This is a genomic window from Saccharothrix obliqua (assembly GCF_019375475.1).
GTDB classification, from domain to species: domain Bacteria; phylum Actinomycetota; class Actinomycetes; order Mycobacteriales; family Pseudonocardiaceae; genus Actinosynnema; species Actinosynnema obliqua.
Genome location: NZ_JAHXGQ010000003.1, coordinates 171,121 through 189,120, shown reverse-complemented (window position 1 = coordinate 189,120; position 18,000 = coordinate 171,121). Strand labels below are relative to the sequence as shown.

General features: G+C 73.4%; 20 protein-coding genes and 1 riboswitch. Of the genes, 11 read left to right on the top strand and 9 right to left on the bottom strand.

The features are described 5' to 3' along the window. Positions 1-39: 39 nt before the first annotated feature. The 3 genes from KZQ38_RS10885 to KZQ38_RS10875 form a co-directional block, all read right to left on the bottom strand. Entirely contained in the window at positions 40-867 is an 828-nt protein-coding gene (locus KZQ38_RS10885; RefSeq protein WP_219440797.1) for a tRNA (adenine-N1)-methyltransferase, read from the bottom strand. 70 nt (positions 868-937) lie between these two features. After that, the gene (locus tag KZQ38_RS10880) at positions 938-1,138 is read right to left on the bottom strand and encodes a hypothetical protein (RefSeq protein ID WP_219440795.1); all 201 of its coding nucleotides are present in this window, start codon (positions 1,136-1,138) and stop codon (positions 938-940) included. Continuing rightward, a complete protein-coding gene (locus KZQ38_RS10875; RefSeq protein WP_219440793.1) occupies positions 1,131-1,688 on the bottom strand; it encodes a hypothetical protein in 558 nt (185 codons plus the stop codon). Before KZQ38_RS10875 ends, KZQ38_RS10880 begins: the two co-directional genes overlap by 8 nt. A gap of 108 nt (positions 1,689-1,796) precedes the next feature. On the opposite strand from KZQ38_RS10875, the gene KZQ38_RS37000 reads away from it, so the two are divergent. Together KZQ38_RS37000 and KZQ38_RS10865 are read left to right on the top strand one after the other, a co-directional pair. After that, positions 1,797-2,900 carry a sensor histidine kinase gene (locus KZQ38_RS37000; RefSeq protein WP_219440791.1) on the top strand — a complete coding sequence of 368 codons (1,104 nt, stop codon included), beginning with the start codon at positions 1,797-1,799 and terminating at the stop codon, positions 2,898-2,900. Further along, entirely contained in the window at positions 2,897-3,547 is a 651-nt protein-coding gene (locus KZQ38_RS10865; RefSeq protein WP_219440789.1) for a response regulator, read from the top strand. The genes KZQ38_RS37000 and KZQ38_RS10865 overlap by 4 nt, the downstream gene beginning before the upstream one ends. Here the strand turns inward: KZQ38_RS10865 and KZQ38_RS10860 are convergent. Beyond that, positions 3,522-4,652 (bottom strand): site-2 protease family protein, encoded by a 1,131-nt coding sequence (locus tag KZQ38_RS10860; protein ID WP_219440787.1) that lies wholly within the window; start codon positions 4,650-4,652, stop codon positions 3,522-3,524. The genes KZQ38_RS10865 and KZQ38_RS10860 overlap by 26 nt on opposite strands. Before the next feature lie 90 nt (positions 4,653-4,742). Between KZQ38_RS10860 and KZQ38_RS10855 the strand changes: the two genes are divergently transcribed. Continuing rightward, complete coding sequence (locus KZQ38_RS10855) at positions 4,743-5,612, top strand: RecB family exonuclease (protein ID WP_219440785.1); 870 nt, start codon at positions 4,743-4,745, stop codon at positions 5,610-5,612. Between the two features lie 381 nt (positions 5,613-5,993). Here KZQ38_RS10855 and KZQ38_RS10850 read toward each other — a convergent pair whose 3' ends face one another. Further along, positions 5,994-6,257, bottom strand: a complete 264-nt coding sequence (locus KZQ38_RS10850; RefSeq protein WP_219440783.1) for a phosphoribosyl-ATP diphosphatase — start codon at positions 6,255-6,257, stop codon at positions 5,994-5,996. A 59-nt stretch (positions 6,258-6,316) separates the two neighbouring features. After that, complete coding sequence (locus KZQ38_RS10845; RefSeq protein WP_219440780.1) at positions 6,317-6,754, bottom strand: GNAT family N-acetyltransferase; 438 nt, start codon at positions 6,752-6,754, stop codon at positions 6,317-6,319. Between the two features lie 78 nt (positions 6,755-6,832). On the opposite strand from KZQ38_RS10845, the gene KZQ38_RS10840 reads away from it, so the two are divergent. The 4 genes from KZQ38_RS10840 to KZQ38_RS10825 all read left to right on the top strand — a co-directional run bounded on the left by KZQ38_RS10840 (position 6,833) and on the right by KZQ38_RS10825 (position 9,938). Further along, entirely contained in the window at positions 6,833-8,014 is a 1,182-nt protein-coding gene (locus tag KZQ38_RS10840; protein ID WP_219440778.1) for a GNAT family N-acetyltransferase, read from the top strand. 19 nt (positions 8,015-8,033) lie between these two features. Further along, positions 8,034-8,699 (top strand): (2Fe-2S)-binding protein, encoded by a 666-nt coding sequence (locus tag KZQ38_RS10835; protein WP_219440776.1) that lies wholly within the window; start codon positions 8,034-8,036, stop codon positions 8,697-8,699. Between the two features lie 63 nt (positions 8,700-8,762). Continuing rightward, positions 8,763-8,938, top strand: a riboswitch (cobalamin riboswitch). Positions 8,939-8,970: 32 nt separating this feature from the next. Continuing rightward, positions 8,971-9,156 carry a CbtB domain-containing protein gene (locus KZQ38_RS10830; RefSeq protein ID WP_219440774.1) on the top strand — a complete coding sequence of 62 codons (186 nt, stop codon included), beginning with the start codon at positions 8,971-8,973 and terminating at the stop codon, positions 9,154-9,156. An 11-nt stretch (positions 9,157-9,167) separates the two neighbouring features. Continuing rightward, positions 9,168-9,938, top strand: coding sequence for a CbtA family protein (locus KZQ38_RS10825; RefSeq protein ID WP_219440772.1), 771 nt, complete (start codon positions 9,168-9,170; stop codon positions 9,936-9,938). A 36-nt stretch (positions 9,939-9,974) separates the two neighbouring features. Here KZQ38_RS10825 and KZQ38_RS10820 read toward each other — a convergent pair whose 3' ends face one another. Next, positions 9,975-10,628 carry an HAD family hydrolase gene (locus tag KZQ38_RS10820; protein ID WP_308258343.1) on the bottom strand — a complete coding sequence of 218 codons (654 nt, stop codon included), beginning with the start codon at positions 10,626-10,628 and terminating at the stop codon, positions 9,975-9,977. A 219-nt stretch (positions 10,629-10,847) separates the two neighbouring features. On the opposite strand from KZQ38_RS10820, the gene KZQ38_RS10815 reads away from it, so the two are divergent. Further along, the gene (locus KZQ38_RS10815) at positions 10,848-11,744 is read left to right on the top strand and encodes a PAC2 family protein (RefSeq protein WP_219440768.1); all 897 of its coding nucleotides are present in this window, start codon (positions 10,848-10,850) and stop codon (positions 11,742-11,744) included. Between the two features lie 46 nt (positions 11,745-11,790). Continuing rightward, positions 11,791-12,909, top strand: coding sequence for an MFS transporter (locus tag KZQ38_RS10810; RefSeq protein WP_219440766.1), 1,119 nt, complete (start codon positions 11,791-11,793; stop codon positions 12,907-12,909). On the opposite strand, the gene KZQ38_RS10805 is transcribed toward KZQ38_RS10810, so the two are convergent. Next, positions 12,906-14,507, bottom strand: a complete 1,602-nt coding sequence (locus KZQ38_RS10805; RefSeq protein WP_219440764.1) for an ABC transporter permease — start codon at positions 14,505-14,507, stop codon at positions 12,906-12,908. The two genes, KZQ38_RS10810 and KZQ38_RS10805, sit on opposite strands and share 4 nt — an antisense overlap. Then, entirely contained in the window at positions 14,504-15,391 is an 888-nt protein-coding gene (locus KZQ38_RS10800) for an ABC transporter ATP-binding protein (protein WP_219440762.1), read from the bottom strand. The genes KZQ38_RS10805 and KZQ38_RS10800 overlap by 4 nt, the downstream gene beginning before the upstream one ends. A gap of 92 nt (positions 15,392-15,483) precedes the next feature. On the opposite strand from KZQ38_RS10800, the gene KZQ38_RS10795 reads away from it, so the two are divergent. Then, the gene (locus KZQ38_RS10795; protein ID WP_219440759.1) at positions 15,484-15,972 is read left to right on the top strand and encodes a GbsR/MarR family transcriptional regulator; all 489 of its coding nucleotides are present in this window, start codon (positions 15,484-15,486) and stop codon (positions 15,970-15,972) included. Between the two features lie 222 nt (positions 15,973-16,194). Beyond that, positions 16,195-18,000 (top strand): S8 family peptidase, encoded by a 1,806-nt coding sequence (locus tag KZQ38_RS10790; protein ID WP_219440757.1) that lies wholly within the window; start codon positions 16,195-16,197, stop codon positions 17,998-18,000.

Sequence of the window (18,000 nt, the reverse complement as noted above, 5' to 3'; positions counted from 1 at the left end):
CCGGGCGGCCCGCGCTGGCGCGCGGGCCGTTTTTGCTGGTCAGCCCTTTGACGGGCGGCGTTGCGGTCGGGGTGGGGTCACGCCGTCCGCCAGTCGGCGGGTGGTCAGCAGGAACGCCGTGTGCCCGATCATCCGGTGCTCCGGGCGCACCGCCAGCCCCACCACGTGCCACGGCCGCACGAGCGTCTCCCAGGCGTGGGGCTCCGTCCAGTGCTGCTGCTCCCGGATCGCCTCGGTGACCTTCGACAACTGGGTCGTGGTCGCGACGTACACCACCAGGACGCCGCCCGGGATGAGGCTGCGCGCCACGGCCGGCAGGACGTCCCACGGGGCGAGCATGTCGAGGACCACGCGGTCCACCTCGCCCTCGTGCTCCGCCACATCACCCACGGTGAGCGACCAGTTACCGGGGCGTTCGCCGAAGAACTGCTCCACGTTGCGGACCGCGTGCTCCGCGTGGTCGTCACGCACCTCGTAGGACGTGACGCTGCCCTTCTCCCCCACGGCGCGCAGCAGCGAGCACGTCAGGGCGCCCGACCCGGCACCGGCCTCCAACACCCGGGCACCGGGGAACACGTCGCCGTACATCACGATCTGCGCGGCGTCCTTGGGGTAGATCACCTGCGCACCCCGCGGCATGGACAGCACGTAGTCCGGGAGCAGCGGGCGCAACGCGAGGAACGACGTGCCACCCGCGGACGTCACCACGGACCCCTCCGGCTGACCGATCAACTTGTCGTGCGACAACGCGCCCCGGTGGGTGTGGTACTCCTTGCCCGGTTCGAGCACGATCGTGTAGTGCCGCCCCTTCGGATCGGTCAACTGCACCCGGTCTCCGGGCTGGAACGGACCACTGGCGGTGCTCACCGCGGGGAACCTCCTGGACGAACGTGCGTACAACGGCGCACGATGGTCGCAGAAGGCCCCGCGCGCCTGCTCAGCGGCCTCGTTCCGCACGCACCCCGGTGATCGTCAACGCCGCGCCGATCAGCATGAGGACGACCGCCGCGGGTATTCGCGCCCAGTCCGGCAGGTGCATCGCGATGAACCAGCTCTTGGAGTCCACGTCCAGCGCCATCAGCACCAGGGGCACGATCCCCTGCGGCACCAGCAGGATGATCCCCACTACCTCACGCATTGATCCCCCTCCGAGCAGCTTCCTTGACCGTGTAGTACACAGGCCAGCCGACGAGCCACACGGCGCCGACGAGCGTCATCCCGCCCATCTGCCCCGACAGGGCCTCCGTGCGCTCCGGGGTGGCCACGACGTGCCTGAGCAGCAGCATCACGGCACACGCGATGGCCCAGGCGAGCACGAACTTGAACCACTCGCGCCACTCGTGACGCACCCGCGCGGCACCTTCCTTCGGCGGCTTCACCGGTGGCGGACCACCCGCGAAGCGGTGGGCGAACCGCTGGTCGGCCCAGCGCAACATGCTGTGCCCGAACGCGATGCTCACCCCCAGGTAGATCGCGGCCAGGCCGTGCGCCGTCTGCGCCTCACCCCCCGAGCGCAGGTCGACGACGGTCGCCGCCAGCAGGACCACGTCCACCAGCGGCGTGCACACCAGCAGCGCCGCGCCGACCTTCGGCTTCCGCAGCACGTACCGGGTGAACAAGCCCGCACCCAGCACGACCCAGAAACCGATCTCGCACGCGACGATGAGCACAACCAGCGGTTCGACCACGGTCCGATCATGTCGTTCGGGCGCGCCCCGGCGCGTCGGCGAGCGGATCGACCGGTGGTCATCACTTCGTAGGACGCCGCCACCGACTGCCTGTGCTGTGATTCAGGGGTGGAGATCCGCCCGTCGAAGCGCGACGTCCTGGTCGCGGTCGGGTACTTCGCCCTGGGCACGGTGATCTTCCAGCTCAAGCTGGACCTGGTGTTCGCGGGCGGGGAGCGCTCGGCCGACTTCCAGACGCGCCTGGCCGTCCTCGCCCTGGCGTGCGCGGGCGCCGCGTTCCGGCGCAGCGCGCCCGCCCTGTCGATCGTGGTGGTGTCCGCCGCGGTGGCGCTGGACCTGGCCGGCGGGCTGACCATGCCGGTGATCCTGGTGTTCATCGACGTCCTGTTCGCGGCGGCGCTGCACGGTTCGCACGGCCTGCACCGCGGTCTCGTGGCCGTGGTCGCCACGGGCACGCTCGGCGTGACCCTGCTGGTCGCCGTGCTGGGCGACTGGCGGACCTCGCTCTACGCCGGGCTCCAGGTGTTCTCGCTGATCTGCGTGCCCGTGTGGTGGGCGACGAACGTGCGTCAGCACCGGGACAGCGCCGAGCAGGTGGCCCGCATCGCGGAGCTGGACCGGCGGGCGGCGGTGGCCGCCGAGCGCAACCGCATGGCCCGCGACCTGCACGACGTGGTGGCGGGCCACCTGTCGGCGATCGCGATCCAGTCGGAGGCGGTGCTGTCCATGCCCGCCGACTCGGAGACCGTGCGCACGGTGCTGAAGTCCGTGCGGGAGAACAGCGTGCAGTCGCTGGCCGAGATGCGGACCATGATCGACGTGCTGCGGGCCGACGACCCGGTGGACGCGCCGGTGGCCGTCCGGCTGGCGGACGCGGAGCGGCTGGTCGACTCGGCCCGCGCGGGCGGGCTGGCCGTGGACTTCGCGATGGACCAGGTGCAGGACCTGCCGGTGGCGGTGGACGTCGCGGCCTACCGCATCCTCCAGGAGGCGTTGACCAACGCCCTCAAGCACGGCTCGGACGCGACGGTGCGGGTGGAGCGGCAGGTCAGGAGGTTGGTGGTGGTCGTGCGCAACCGGGCGCGCGACGACGCGGAAGGATCGGGGACGGGTTTGGTGAGCATGGCGGAGCGCGCGCACGCGGTCGGCGGTGTGGTCAAGGCGGGCCGGGACGGCGACCGCTGGGTGGTGCGCGCGGAGCTGCCGCTGTGATCCGCGTGCTGGTGGCCGACGACCACGCCGCGATCCGCGCGGGCCTGGTGATGATCCTCGGCGGCGCGGAGGGCGTCGAGGTGGTCGGCGAGGCCGGTGACGGCGCGACGGCCGTGCGACTGGCCCGCGAGCTGCGGCCGGACGTGGTGCTGATGGACATCCGGATGCCCGGCGTGGACGGCATCGAGGCGACCCGGCAGCTCGTCGGCGTGTGCGAGGTGCTGGTGCTGACCACGTTCGACCTGGACGAGTACGTGCACGGCGCGCTGCGCGCGGGTGCGGCGGGCTTCCTGCTGAAATCGGTCGAGGCGCCCGCGCTGGTGGACGCCGTGCGCCAGGTCGCGGCCGGTGACGGCGTGCTCGCGCCGAGCGTCACGCGGCGGCTGATGCGTGAGTTCGCCTCGGCCGCGCCACGCGGCAGGCCGCCGGCGCTGGACGCGCTCACCGACCGCGAGGTGGACGTGCTGCGGTGCCTCGGCGAAGGGCTGTCGAACCACCAGATCGGGCGAAAGCTGCACATCGGCGAGACGACCGTGAAGACGCACGTGTCGCGGGTGCTGACCAAGCTGGGGCTGCGGTCGCGGGTGCAGGCGGCGATCCTCGCGCAGGACGCCGGGCTGCTCAGCGGCGGTCCAGCGCGGCCTTGAGGTCGGCGCGGCGCAGCACGCCCGCGGGCCGTCCCTCCAGGTCGACCACCAGGTACTCCCAGGCGGCGGTGCCGCGGACCCGCTCCACCACCTCGGCGCCGCTCTCGCTCGCCAGCAGCACGGTCTCCGGCCGGATCGGCACGGCCGCCTGCTCGGCGGGCGCGTGCGGCGACGTCGCGGCGAGGCGTTCCGCCTGCTCGCGGTCCAGCAGGCCGGCCGCGACGCCGTCCGCCCGGACCAGCACCACGCCGCGCCCGGCGGAGACCGTCAACGCGCCGGACACGGGGCTTTCGGCGGGCAGTTGCAGCACGGGCCGCACCAGTTCGCCCAGCGTCAGGCCGTCCGGCCAGGTGCGCCGGCGCTCGTCGACCAGCTCGCCACGCGCGCCCGCCACCACGAACCAGGCGGTCAGCACGCACACGGCGAACCGGAGCCAGCGGTCCTCGCTGCCGTCCGCGAGCCCCCACAGCGCCCACCCGACCAGCGCCGCCGCGACGACACCGCCGCCGGCCACCGCCGCACGGGTGCCCGCCAAGCGCCGCCCGGTCGCCGCCCACACGCCGGCACGCAGGATGCGCCCGCCGTCCAGGGGCAGGCCGGGCAGCAGGTTGAACGCGGCGACGGCGGCGTTGGCGAACGCCGTCTGCGCGATCAGCAACCACACCGCGTCCGGGTGCGGTATCGCCATCGCGCCCAGCGAGAAGGCACCGGCCAGGGCGATCGACACCACCGGGCCGGCGGCGGCGATCAGCCCCTCGTGGGCGGGCTTGCCCGGCGTGCGCATGACCTCCGACACCCCGCCCAGCAGGAACAGCCGCAGCCGGCGCACCGGCAGGCCCAGCCGCAGCGCCACCAGGCTGTGACCGAGTTCGTGGGCCAGCACGGACAGGCCCAGGAACACCGCGAACGCGGCGGCCAGCACCACGCTCGCCGTGCCGTCGAGACCGGGTGCGAGCTGCCCGACGAGCGGCGCGTAGAGCACCACGATCACCGCCGAGCCGAGCCACCAGGAGGGCGCGAGCAGCACCGGTATCCCGGCGGCGCGGAACAGCGGCAGCCCGCCGTCCCGACCCGCCTGCCGCCGCCAGCTCTCCCTCGTCACCACGGCGGAAGCCTAGGTGCTGACGTGTGTTGGCGCTGTGACCGCGCGGGCGGCGAGCCGATCTTGTCGGGGGTCTGCCCTATCGTTTCGGGCATGGCAGTGCCGACGATCACCGAGCGCCCCGTCCGCAGGCCCGCCCTGTCGCCCTCCCGAGCGGGCGACTTCAAGCAGTGCCCGCTGCTGTACCGGTTCCGGGCGGTCGACCGGCTGCCCGAGAAGCCGACCAGAGCGCAGGTCCGGGGCACCGTCGTGCACGCCGTCCTGGAGGACCTGTTCGCGCTGCCCGCCGCCGAGCGGCGGCCGGAGCGGGCGCGGGAGCTGGTGGGCCCGGCGTGGGAGCGCGTGCGTGCCGAGCGGCCCGAGTTCGCCGACCTGTTCGCGGACGCGGAGGACGGCGAGCAGACCGCGTGGCTGGAGTCGGCGCAGGGGCTGCTCGACGGCTACTTCGAGCTGGAGGACCCGCGCCGGTTCGACCCGGACGCCCGGGAGCTGCTGGTGGAGTGGGAGCTGCCGTCGGGTGTGCTGCTGCGCGGCTACGTCGACCGCGTGGACGTGGCGCCGACCGGCGAGATCCGGGTGGTCGACTACAAGACGGGCGCCGCGCCGCGCGAGGTCGGGGAGGCCAAGGCGCTGTTCCAGATGAAGTTCTACGCGCTGGTGCTGTGGCGGTTGCGCGGTGAGGTGCCCCGCCAGCTGCGCCTGATGTACCTGGCGGACCGGCAGGCGCTCGCGTACACCCCGGACGAGGCCGAGCTGAGCCGGTTCGAGCGCACCCTGGAGGCCATCTGGGACGCGATCCTGCGCGCGGCGAAATCCGGCGACTTCCGCCCCAACCCCGGCCGGCTGTGCGACTACTGCGACCACAAGGCGTTGTGCCCGGCGTTCGACGGCACTCCCCCGCCCTACCCCGGCTGGCCGTCGCCGGACGCGGGCCAGGAGACCGCACTGGACCGCGCCGATTAGCCGAACGGGACGGACGGGGCCGGCGGCGCGGGCGGCGACCGGGTGACAGCGGCGCGCCTGGCGATGGGCGGGCCGCGCCGCGGCGAGACGGCGGCGCCCTGTCGGGCGGTGTGCGGCGGAGACACGGCAGCGGCGCGGTCGAGCGCTGGGCGGCGGCAGCGCGGTGGCCGGATAGGGGCGCGGCCGGGCGGCGAGCGGCGCGGCCGCCGGGCCGTGCGTGGCTGCGTGCCGGGCGCGGCCGGGCGGCGAGCGGCGCGGCCGGGCGGCGAGCGGCGCGGCCGGGCCGTGCGTGGCTGCGTGCCGGGCGCGGCGGGGCGCGATCGGGCCGGCGGTGCGTGGCGGTGGTGCGGCGGCCCCGCGGCTGCGGTGGGGCCGGTGGCGTCAGAGGTGCTTGTAGACGTCTTCGAGGGTGAGGTCGCGGCCCAGCATGAGGACCTGCACGCGGTAGAGCAGCTGGGAGATCTCCTCGGCGAGGCGGTCGTCGGACTCGTGCTCCGCGGCGATCCAGACCTCGCCCGCCTCCTCCAGCACCTTCTTGCCCTGCGCGTGGACGCCGTCCGCCAGTGCCGCGGCGGTGGCGGAGCCCTCGGGGCGGGTGCGTGCGCGCTCGCTCAGCTCGGCGAACAGCTCGTCGAAGGTCTTCACGGGCGCTGATCCTCCCATCCCCCCGAACGGACGCCAAAACCGGAAGGGGGTGCGCCGGGTCAGAGGCCGAACCGCGGGCTCGTGAAGGGCCAGTCGCGCCTGATCCACTCCGGGACGAACGCGTCCAGGGCACGCTCCAGGTCGGTGCCCGCGTGCTCGTCGACGACCCACCACGAGATCAACGCGTCTTCGGCCGGGTCGATGTACACGCACCCCAGCAACGCGGTCTCGGCCCGGTCGAACAGGGCGTAGTTGAACGACTCGTGCGCCTCCGCCTCGCGCTCGTGGCGGGCGAGGTCGGCGCGGTTCTGCTCGGGCGTCATCGTCGCCGGCGGCCAGCCCCACCGGTCGCCGAAGATCGACCAGAGCCGTTCCCGCGAACCCATGACGGCCGGGTAGTCCCTGTCGGCGTCGGACTCGCGGATCGGGCGCAGGTGGTGGCCCGTGCCCAGCTCGACGCGGGTGGGGTGGACGAAGTCGGGCGGCAACCACGGCATGATCCGCATTCTGCGGCACGGCACGCCGAACCGGAAAACAGGTGGTGGCGACGGCGTGGTCACGCCGACACTGTCCCGGTGGCGCTTCCCGAAGGACTCGTGCTCCGCACCGCCGAGCCACGCGACCTCGACGGCATCGGCGCGCTGCTCGCCGACCGCGGCGAACCCGAGGACGCGGTGGACCACCGGCTGGTCGTGACGGACCCCGACGCGGGCTGGGAGTCCTGCGCGGTGGTCGTGGCGGGTGACCGGGTGGTCTCCACGGCGACCTTGCTGGACGAGACCCTGAACCTCGACGGCGTGGCGATCCCGGCCGGCCAGGTGGAGCTGGTCGCCACCGACCGCGCCCACGAGGGCCGCGGCCTGGTCCGCGCGTTGATGGCGTGGGCGCACGAGCGCTCGGCGGCCCGCGGTCACCTGGTGAACGTGATGCTGGGCATCCCGTACTTCTACCGGCAGTTCGGCTACACCTACGCCATCCCGCTCTCCGCCAACCGCGACCTGGTGCGCGCCGCTCCCGGCAGCGCGGACACCGTGCGGCCGGCGACGGTCGCCGACATCCCGGCGATGGCCCGGTTGCAGGAGGCCGAGCAGGCGCGGTCGAACCTGCGGCTGCCGCACTCGGCCGCCTTGTGGCGCTGGCTGGTGGCGCGGGACGGCAGCACGCAGTGGCTGGTGGAACGAGGTGGCGAGCCGGTGGGCACCGGCCGCTCCACCCCGTCCGAATCCGGCGACCACCTCAGCGAGGTGGCGGCGGTCGACGCGGCGGCCGTGCACGCCCTGCTGCGCCACACCCGCGCCACGACGGCGACCGAACGGCCCGGCACGGTCGCGGGCGACGCGCTCGAACCCCTGCTCGCGCCCGCGCCGCCGGACGCGGGCGCCTACTACGTGCGGGTGCCCGACCCGGTGGCGTTGCTGGACCACCTGCGCCCGGTGCTCGACGCCCGCCTGGCGGGGTCGCCGTTCGCCGACCACGACGGCGAGGCGGTGCTGTCCTTCTACCGCTCGCACGTCCGGATGCCGCTGCGGGCGGGCCGGGTGGGGCCGGTCGTCGGCGGCGGCACGATGCAGGCGCCTGCCGCGGCGGGCGGCGCGGGCGTGCCCCCGGACCTGGTGGCTTCGCTCCTGTTCGGCCCGCACGGGCTGGCGGGCCTGACCGCACGGCACGCCGACGTGTACCCGGGTCCGAACGCCGACCTGCTGCAGACCCTCTTCCCACCGGTGACCGCCGACCTGATCACCTTCTACGTGCCCTGACACCGGCAGACTGGGGCGCATGTCCGATTTCGCCGGAGTGCTCGCCACGTTGCGCCGCATCCGCGGCATCAGCCCGTTCTTCGCCCTGGAGGTCGGTCGCCCGCGGGACGCGGGGTGGCGGTCGGGGGACGAGTTGTCCGACGACGTCGTCCTGCGTGGCGCGCTCGCCGCGATCGGTGAGCGGTACCGGAGCGGCGAGGCGCGGGTTTCCGCCTCGTTGTTCTTCCTCAGCTACACCGCCCGCCTGCTCTGCCCGACGGTCGCCGCGCACGCGGTCGGCGGCGTCGTGCCGGACATCCGACCCGGCAACGTGTGGTGGCGGTACGGGAGCGACGGGCTCCGGGTGCGGATAGCCGAACCCGGCTCGGGGGTCGGGATCGTCGAATCGCTGACGCCCGTCGTGGCGGCGATCCGGGCGGTGGTGCCCGTGGCGCGCGGGTTGCTGTGGGGCAACGCCGCTTCCTCGATCGGCGGTGCGCTGCGCACCGTGGCCCGCAGCGGCGTGGCCTCGGTGGACGACTGCCTCTCGCTCGGCACGCGGCTGCTCGACGAGCCGCCGCTGACGGGTTCCGGGGTGTTCGTGCCGTTCCCCGGCGAAGTGGTGTTCCGCAGGAACAGCTGCTGCCTCTACTACCGCCTCGACGGCGGCGGGACGTGTGGTGATTGCCCGTTGTCGCCGCGTTGACCTCCACGGTGCGTGAGGGCACGACAACTCGTCTGGTCGGTTGTGCCCTCCACTGATCGGCGCTTACGTTCGCAGCGCCGCAGTGGACGGGAAGCCGGTGCGAATCCGGCGCGGTCCTCGCCACTGTGACCGGGGAGCCAACCCGCCGAGCACGTCACTGGCCGCGCGGTGCGGCTGGGAAGACGCGGGGACGGCGTTGATCCGGGAGTCAGGAGACCGGCTGCGGCGCGTTGCTGTTGTTGACCTTCCACGAGGTATGGAGGAGGCCGTCATGACGAGCCCCGCGCATCCCCTGTCCGTTGCGGTGCCCCGGTGGGCGTACGCCGTCGCACTGGTCGCGTTGCTGATCACCTGGTTGGTGCTCCAGGAGAACGGCGTCGCGCTCGGCCACGCCGCCGAGTCGTTGCACGAGTTCTTCCACGACGGGCGTCACGCCCTCGGCGTCCCGTGCCACTGAGGCGCGCGCCGATGAGCGACAACGTGGACACCGGGGTGATCGGTTTCCGGGGTGTGCTGCTGCGTGGTGTCGCCGCGGGCGGCGTCGCCGGCCTGCTCGCGGGACTCGTCGGGCTGTTCGTGGTGGAGGTCCCGATCCGGGCGGCGCTGGCCGTCGAGGAGGCGCGGGCCGCCGCCGAACCCGCCGAGGCGGGCGGGCACGACCACGGCGAGATGTTCAGCCGCGGCACGCAGGTGTTCGGCGGCGTGCTGGCGGCGGTGATCGTCGGCCTGGCCGTCGGCGCGTTGTTCGCGACCGCGTACGCCGGGTCGCGGCGCTGGTTCGCCGGCCGGCCGCCGTTCGGCCGCAGCGTCGCGCTCGCCGCCGCGGTGTTCGGCGCGGCGGCGTTGCTGCCCGCGGTGAAGTACCCGGCCAACCCTCCCGCGGTGGGTGACCCGGGGACCGTGGACTACCGCACGGTGCTCTACCTGGGCGTCATCGCGGCCGGGTTGCTGGTGGTGGTCGGTGCGAGCGGGCTCGCGTCCCGGTTGGCGCACCTGGGCGGGCCGGTCCGGGCCGCCGTGGTGGCGTTGGCCGTGGTCGCGGCGTTCGTGGTGATCCTGCTGGTGTTCCCGGCGCCACCGGACGCGGTGCCGGCGGACATGCCGAGCGACGTCCTGTGGGAGTTCCGGTTGGCGTCGCTGGCCGAGACCGCCACCCTGTGGCTCGGCCTGGGCGTCGTGTTCGGCCTGCTGGTCGACCCGGCGGCCCGGCGCGCCCGGACCGCCGCGGTCGCCGCCTGAGACCGGGTGGGGCGGCGGTCCGCCGCCCCACCCCGTTCACAGCGATTTGAGCACGTCCAGGTCCACGCCCACCAACGACTCGCGGAACACGCGGCGCTCACCGGGCGGCACCGGCACGTCGCACGGCACCACCAGGACGGTGCAGCCCGCCGCGACGGCCGACGCCACGCCGGTCGGCGAGTCCTCCACCGCCACGCAGCGGGCGGCGTCGACGCCGAGCAGTTCGGCGGCCCGCAGGTACGGGTCGGGCAGCGGCTTGTTGCGGCCACCCACCTCGTCACCGCACACCGTCACGTCGAACAGGTCGCGGCCGATGGTGTCCAGCGCGACCTCGGTCAGGCCCCGCTCGGTGGACGTCACCAACGCCATCGGCACGCCCGACGACCGGACCTCCCGCAACGCCTCCCGCGCGCCCGGCCGCCACGGCAGCCCCGCCCGGAACACCTCCTCGGTGCGCCGCATGATCCACGCCGCGCCGTCCGCCACCTCGTCATCGGTGGGCGTGACACCCACCTCGGCGAACAACAACGCCATGGTCGTCGGCACGTTCGAGCCGACCATCGCCTGCCTGGTCGCCAGGGACAACTCGCCACCCAGCTTCTCCGCGAACTCGTAGAGCGGGATGTCCCACAGCTTCTCCGAGTCCAAGAGCGTGCCGTCCATGTCCCACAGCACCGCGTCGACGCTCACCCGACCCCCTTCTGCCGTCGCGCGAGCCCGGTGTCGGGCGGGGCGCCGCGGTCCCGGGAAGCGCACCTCGATCACGTCCATCGTAGGTGGCGCGGCAGTGGGTGAACGGTGCTCACGAGGTCTCCTCCACCACACCTCACGGCCTCGTGACGACGCGACGGGCCGGCATGGGCCATGCCTACGGCGTCGGGTGTGCGGCGGTGGTCGTAGGCTGGCCCGGTGACCGATCCGGACCAGGCCGCCAAGACCCCCTTCGACCCTGCGAAACCGCTCACCAACCCGATCATGGTGGCGGCGTTCGAGGGGTGGAACGACGCCGGCGACGCAGCCAGCACGGCGATCGAGCACCTGCAACTCACCTGGGACGCGACGCCCCTCGCGGAGATCGATCCGGATGACTACTACGACTTCCAGGTGACCCGCCCCTCGGTTCGCATGGTGGATGGCATCACCCGGAGGGTGGAATTCCCGACGACCCGGCTGTCGGTGTGCCGCCCGCCCGGTTCGGCCACGGACGTGGTGCTGGTGCACGGCATCGAGCCGAACATGCGGTGGCGGAAGTTCGCGGGCGAGCTGCTCGGCCACATCGAGGACCTGGGCGTGACCACCGTGGTGACGCTCGGCGCGCTGCTCATGGACACCCCGCACACCCGGCCCGTGCCGGTGACCGGCACCGCCTACGACGCGGCGGCGGCGCAGAAGTACGGGTTGGAGCACTCCCGCTACGAGGGGCCGACGGGCATCGTGGGCGTCTTCCAGGACCTGTGCGTGCAGGCGGGCGTGCCGGCGATCTCGTTCTGGGCGGCCGTGCCGCACTACGTGTCCCAGCCGCCGTCGCCCAAGGCGACGCTCGCGCTGCTGCACCGCGTCGAGGAGGTGCTGGACGTGGAGGTGCCGCTCGGCGCGTTGCCCGAGCAGGCGGAGGAGTGGGAGCGCACGGTCAGCGAGATGGCCGACGAGGACGAGGACGTCCGCAACTACGTGCGGGCGCTGGAGGAGCGCGGCGACGCCGAAATCCAGATCACCGAGGCGAGCGGTGACGCCATCGCGGCCGAGTTCGAGCGGTACCTGAGGCGGCGCGGTCGAGGTCCGGGGCGCGGCCCGGCCGGGATCTAGAGCCCTCCTCACGTTCGACGCTGCCCGTTGGGGAAGACTTCGCCCCATGGGGGACGTGCGACGGCTGTCCGTGGTCGGCTTGTACGCGGGCGGGTTCCTGGGGCCGTTCGGCGGCGCGGTGACGTCGTCGGTGCTGCCGGAGATCGGTGGCGACTTCGGCGTCTCGGCGGGCTCGGCGGCCTCGACGCTCACCGGGTACCTGCTGCCGTTCGCCGGCTTCATGCTGGTCTCCGGGACGCTCGGCGAGCGGTGGGGCGCGCGGCGCGTGGTGTGGATCGCCTACGTCGTCTACGCGGCGGCGTCGGTGCTGTGCGCGGTGGCGTGGGCGTTCCCGGTGCTGCTCGCCGGTCGGGCCGTGCAGGGGGCGGCGAACGCGTTCACCACTCCCCTGCTCATGGCGGCCATCGCGGCGGTGACGCCCAAGGAACGGCTCGGCCGGTCATTGGGCGTGTTCGCGTCCATGCAGGCGGCGGGGCAGACGTCCGCGCCGCTGGTGGGCGGGCTGGCGGCGGAGGCGTCGTGGCGGTGGGCGTTCGTCGGCGCGGCGGTGGTGGCCGTGCTGCTGGCCGTGCTCGGCGTGCCGGGGAGCCCGCCGAGCGCCGAGCGGCCGAAGCTGCGCACCGCGTGGCGGCCGGACGTGCTGCGCCCCGCGGCGGCGGCGTTCATCGGCTGGGGCTGCCTGGGCGGGGTGTCGTTCCTGGTGGCGTTGCGGCTGGGCGACGACTTCGGGCTGGGTGCGGGCGAGCGCGGGTTGGTGCTCACCGGGTTCGGCGCGGCGGGTATCGCGTGCGCTCGGCTGACCGGGTGGTTGATCGACCACATCGGACCACGCCGGTGCGCGTTGCTCGGCAGCGCGGTCGGCGCGGTGCTGCTGGCGTTGATCGGGCTCCTGCCGAGCCTGGTGGCGGTGGGCGTGCTGTGGGCGGCGGCGGGCGCGTTCTCGCAGGGGTTGATCGTCGGGCTGACCGCCCTGGTGCTGGGCGGGGAGGGTGGCAACCGGGGCGGCGCGGTGTCGGTGTTGCAGTCGTTCCGGTTCCTCGGCGCGGCGGTGTCGCCGATGGCGTTCGTGCCGCTCTACCACCTGAGCCCGGTGGCGGCGTTCCTCACGCCCGCCGCGCTGGTCCTGCTGCTGCCGCCGGGCCTGCTCCGCCGGTCGGGGCGCTAGCCCACGTCGCGGCGGCGGAACCCCGCGATCCCGACCGCGACCAGGGCCGCGGCCACGACGGTCAGCCACACCAGGGGCGTCGCGGTGACCTCCGCGCCGGGAGCCTTGGGCACGTGCGTGAACGGCGACAGGTCCACCACCCACCGGTCGAGCCGCAGCAGCGGGCCGAGCTGTCCCAGCACCAGGAACACCACGAGGAACGCCCAGCTCACCGCCGTCAGCCTCGGCAGCAGGCCGAACAACGCGAGCGCGATCCCGGCGACCACCCACACCGCGGGCGCGTGCACCAGCGCCGCGCCGACCAGGCGGACGACCTGCCCGCCGACGTCGCCGGTCCGCGCGCCGTGCACGAGTCCCGCGCCGAGACCGGCGGCGGCGAGCACGACGACCGCGCCCAGCGTCGCGAACACCAGGTGGCTCACCACCCACGACACCCGCCGGACGGGCGTGGCCAGCACCGGCTCGGCGCGCGAGTCCGACTCCTCCGCCCGCGCCCGCGACGTCGCCTGCACCGCGTAGATCGAGGTGAACAGGCCGATCATGCCGAGGACGGTCGCCAGGTAGACGTCCACCACCGCGCCCGCGCCGCCGAGCTGCGCGACGACCCGCGCCAGCGCCGGGTTGGTCGCCAGCATCTCCTCCACGCCACGCGCCACGGCCCCGTACACCGCGCCCAGCACCAGCAGGCTCAGCGCCCAACCGATCACCATCCCCCGCTGCAACCGCCAGGCCAGCCCGAACGGGCCGCGCAACGACGCCGGGGCGCGGGCCGGGCCGAGCCGCGACGGCACCAGGCCGCCGCCGTGGTCGCGCCGCGTCAGCAGCACGGCGGCCACGCCCAGCAACAGCACCGCCGACACCACCGGCAGCAGCAGCACCCACCAGCGGTCGTCGGCGAACGCGCGCACCTGCTCCAGCCAGCCGATCGGCGACAACCAGGTCAGCCAGGTCGGCCCGGCGTCCCCCGCCGCGTCGCCCGCGGCCCGCAGCAGGTACGCGCCGCCGAGCACCGCGCCGGACACCGCGTTGGCGGTTCGCGCGCTCCCGCCGAGCTGCGCCGCGACCGCGCCGACACCGGTGAACACCAATCCGACCGCCGCGAATGCCAGGCCGAGCGCGAACGAACCCGCCGCGGGTTCGCCCAGCGCCACCAGGCCCGAGCCGACCAGCACGCCGATGAGCGCGCTCGCCAGTGCCGCCACGGCGACCGCCGCCGCGAGCGGCGCGTGCCGGCCGGTGACCACGGAGCCGACCAGCTCCAGCCGCCCGGTCTCCTCGTCGGCCCGGGTGTGGCGGGTGACCAGGAGCATCGCCATCAGCCCGGTGAGCAACGCGCCGAACACACCCCACCTCCAGGCGAGGATGCCGCCGGTGGTGGTGTGGTCGTGCACCGGGCCGAGCATCGCCAGGAACGCCGGGTTGGTCCCGGCCGTCGCGCCGATCTGCCGCCGCAGCTCCTCGGTGCCGTACAACTCGCCCAGGCTGGACGCGGTGGCCAGCGTGACGCCCACCAGGCCCACCACCCAGACGGGCAGCAGGACGCGGTCGCGGCGCAGCGCCAGCCGGATCAGGCTGCCCGCACCGACCAGGGCGGTCATGACCGCACCGCCTCGTAGTGGCGCAGGAACAGCTCCTCCAGGGTCGGCGGCCGGCTGGTCAGCGTCCGCACGCCGGCCGCGACGAGCACGCGCAGCGCCGCGTCCAGGTGGTCGGTGTCGACCTCGAACCGCACCCGCGGCCCGTCCGCCACGAGGTCGTGCACACCGGTCAGCGCGCCGAGGTCCGCCGGCGGGCGCGCGAGTTCGGCCGACACGCTGGTGCGGGTCAGGTGCCTCAGGTCGGCCAGGGTCCCGGTCTCCACGGTGCGGCCGGCGCGGATGATGCTCACCCGGTCGCACAACGCCTCGACCTCGGCCAGCACGTGGCTCGACAGCAGCACGGTGCGCCGACCTCGCTCCTCCTCCACGGCCTCCTGGAACACCGCCTCCATCAGCGGGTCGAGGCCGGAGGTCGGCTCGTCCAGGATCAGCAGCTCCGCGTCCGAGGCCAGCGCCGCGACCAGGGCGACCTTCTGCCGGTTGCCCTTGGAGTAGGCGCGGCCCTTCTTGCGCGGGTCCAGCTCGAACCGGTCGAGCAACGTCGCGCGCCGCTTCTCGTCCAGGCCGCCGCGCAGCCTGCCGAGCAGGTCGATGGCCTCGCCGCCGGTCAGGTTGGGCCACAGGTTGACGTCGCCGGGCACGTAGGCCAGCCGCCGGTGCAACGCGACCGCGTCCCGCCACGGGTCACCGCCGAGGAGGCTGACCGAGCCGCCGTCGGCACGCAGCAGGCCGAGCAGGACCCTGATGGTGGTCGACTTGCCCGCGCCGTTCGGTCCGAGGAAACCGTGCACCTCACCCGTGCGGACGGTCAGGTCCAGCCCGTCCAGTGCCCGTGCCGGGCCGAAGGTCTTGACCAGCCCCGATACGGAGATCGCCGCGCTCATGGCCGGTAAGCTACAGACATTTCACAAACTCGTGAAGTTAAGGAAGCGTATAAAGTTACGCTCGGTCGGGGGACGGAAGGGATGATTCTGCGGTGACGAGAGCGACGGACCGGGACAACCAGGCAGTGCTGCGCTTCATCGAGCGCTTCGCGTCGGCGTTCGCCGAGTCGGGTATGCCGCGAATGCCGGCCCGCGTGTTCGTCGCGCTGCTCACCGACGACGACGGCACCATGACCGCCGCCGAGCTGGCCGACCTGCTCCGGGTCTCCCCCGCCGCGATCTCCGGCGCCGTCCGCTACCTCGCCCAGGTCAACATGGTCAGCCGCGAGCGCGAGGCGGGCTCCCGGCGCGACGTGTACCGGGTCTACGACGACGTCTGGTACGAGGCGTTGTTCCGCCGCGAACAGGCGATGGGCCGCTGGGACGGTCCGCTCAAGGAGGGCATCCACGTCTTGGGCGACGGGACGCCCGCCGGACAGCGCATCGCCGAGACGCTCGCCTTCTTCGAGTTCATGCACCAGGAGCTGCCCACGCTGCTCGGGCGTTGGCGCACGTACCGCGCGGAGCGCTTTAACTCCTGACAAACCATTGTTAACCAGCGGTTTCGCCGGCGCGACGCCGTACGGTGCGCCGGATTACGCCCAACGGCGCTACTCGTCGGGTGTTTTTGTCCCGACCATGCATGTGACCAGGTCGGCACCACCCGTTCGCGCGAACGTCCACATATCCCTGCACGCCCGTCGTCCGCCACATCCCCGGCGGCACGACCGGGCGACCCTGTCCCGAAAAGGGAGCACCCTGTCATGGGAGACACCCGATTGATCAGAAGGACGGCCGTGCTCGGCCTGGCCGCGGTGTCGGCCGCCGCGCTGGCGTTCGGCAACGCCGGTGTGGCCGCCGCGGAGGGCCAGGTGCTCAGCGCCGACAGCCCGGACGCGATCGCCGGGTCCTACATCGTCGCCCTGCGCGACTCGGCCTCGCCCAGAGCCCTGTCCGCGTCGGCCGCGGACTCGCTCGTCACCAGGTACGGCGGCCAGGTCCGCGCGACCTGGCAGGACGCGTTGAACGGCTTCCACGCCCAGCTCACGGCGCAGCAGGCCCGCCGCATCGCGGCCGACCCGCGCGTCGACTTCGTCCAGGCCGACCTGAAGATCCAGGTCGAGGGCACCCAGACCAACCCGCCGTCGTGGGGCCTGGACCGCATCGACCAGCCGAACCTGCCGCTGGACAACAGCTACACGTACCCGAACACCGCGAGCAACGTGCGGGCGTACGTGGTCGACACCGGCATCCGGACCTCGCACCAGGAGTTCGGCGGTCGCGCCACCTGGGGCACCAACACCATCGACAGCAACAACACCGACTGCCACGGCCACGGCACGCACGTCGCGGGCACCGTCGGCAGCCGTTCCTACGGCGTGGCCAAGGAAGTCAAGCTGGTCGCGGTCAAGGTGCTGGACTGCCAGGGCTCCGGCAGCTCGTCCAGCGTGGTCAACGGCGTCAACTGGGTCGCCCGCAACGCCGTGAAGCCGGCCGTCGGCAACATGAGCCTCGGCGGCCCCGCGGACAGCGCCACCGACACCGCGGTGCGCGGTGCGGTCGCGGCGGGCATCACCTTCGCCGTCGCGTCCGGCAACGACAACAAGACCGCGTGCAACTACTCGCCGGCCCGCGTGCGGGAGGCGATCAGCACCAACGCGTCGAACCGCTCCGACCAGAAGGCGTCGTTCTCGAACTGGGGCACCTGCACCGACATCTTCGCCCCGGGCCAGGACATCACGTCCACCTGGCACTCCAGCGACAGCGCGACCAACACCATCAGCGGCACCTCGATGGCGTCCCCGCACGTGGCGGGCGCCGCGGCGATCTACGTGTCGGCGAACCCCTCGGCCACCCCGGCCCAGGTGGAGACCGCGCTGGTGAACGCCGCCACCAACGGCAAGATCAGCAACCCCGGCACCGGGTCGCCGAACAAGCTGCTGTTCATCGAGAACACCCCGCAGCCGACCGACCCGAAGATCACCAACCCGGGCAACCAGAGCACGAACGTGGGCCAGGCGGTCAACCTCACCGTCAGCGCCACCGAGGGCACCCCGCCGTACACGTTCTCGTTCACGGGTCTCCCGACCGGCCTGACCGGTAGCGCGTCCGGCCAGGTGACCGGCGCGCCGACCACCGCGGGCACCTACACCGTGACCGCGACCGTCACCGACGCGGCGGGCAAGAAGGCCAGTGTCACGTTCACGTGGACGGTCAAGTCGCCCGGCGGCTGCGACGCGGTCACCAACGACACCGACGTGGCGATCGGCGACAACAGCGACGTGAACAGCCCGATCACGCTGGACTGCACGGGCGCCGCGTCGGCCACCACGCAGGTGACGGTGAACATCGTCCACACCTACATCGCCGACCTGGTCGTCGACCTGGTGGCGCCGGACGGCACCGTCTACAACCTGCACAACCGGACAGGCGGCAGCGCCGACAACATCAGCAAGACCTTCACTGTGGACGCCTCGGCGAAGCAGGCCGCGGGTCAGTGGAAGCTGCGCGTGCGCGACGCGGCCTACATGGACACCGGTCGCATCGACAGCTGGACGCTCGACGCGTGA

What these genes read in the sequence shown, in the direction of transcription:
- KZQ38_RS10880 (WP_219440795.1), bottom strand. Translation starts at nt 1,138, where the DNA reads ATGCGTGAGGTAGTGGGGATCATCCTGCTGGTGCCGCAGGGGATCGTG.
- KZQ38_RS10855 (WP_219440785.1), top strand. Translation starts at nt 4,743, where the DNA reads ATGGCAGTGCCGACGATCACCGAGCGCCCCGTCCGCAGGCCCGCCCTG.
- KZQ38_RS10845 (WP_219440780.1), bottom strand. Translation starts at nt 6,754, where the DNA reads ATGCCGTGGTTGCCGCCCGACTTCGTCCACCCCACCCGCGTCGAGCTG.
- KZQ38_RS10835 (WP_219440776.1), top strand. Translation starts at nt 8,034, where the DNA reads ATGTCCGATTTCGCCGGAGTGCTCGCCACGTTGCGCCGCATCCGCGGC.
- KZQ38_RS10830 (WP_219440774.1), top strand. Translation starts at nt 8,971, where the DNA reads ATGACGAGCCCCGCGCATCCCCTGTCCGTTGCGGTGCCCCGGTGGGCG.
- KZQ38_RS10825 (WP_219440772.1), top strand. Translation starts at nt 9,168, where the DNA reads ATGAGCGACAACGTGGACACCGGGGTGATCGGTTTCCGGGGTGTGCTG.
- KZQ38_RS10810 (WP_219440766.1), top strand. Translation starts at nt 11,791, where the DNA reads ATGGGGGACGTGCGACGGCTGTCCGTGGTCGGCTTGTACGCGGGCGGG.
- KZQ38_RS10805 (WP_219440764.1), bottom strand. Translation starts at nt 14,507, where the DNA reads ATGACCGCCCTGGTCGGTGCGGGCAGCCTGATCCGGCTGGCGCTGCGC.
- KZQ38_RS10800 (WP_219440762.1), bottom strand. Translation starts at nt 15,391, where the DNA reads ATGAGCGCGGCGATCTCCGTATCGGGGCTGGTCAAGACCTTCGGCCCG.
- KZQ38_RS10790 (WP_219440757.1), top strand. Translation starts at nt 16,195, where the DNA reads ATGGGAGACACCCGATTGATCAGAAGGACGGCCGTGCTCGGCCTGGCC.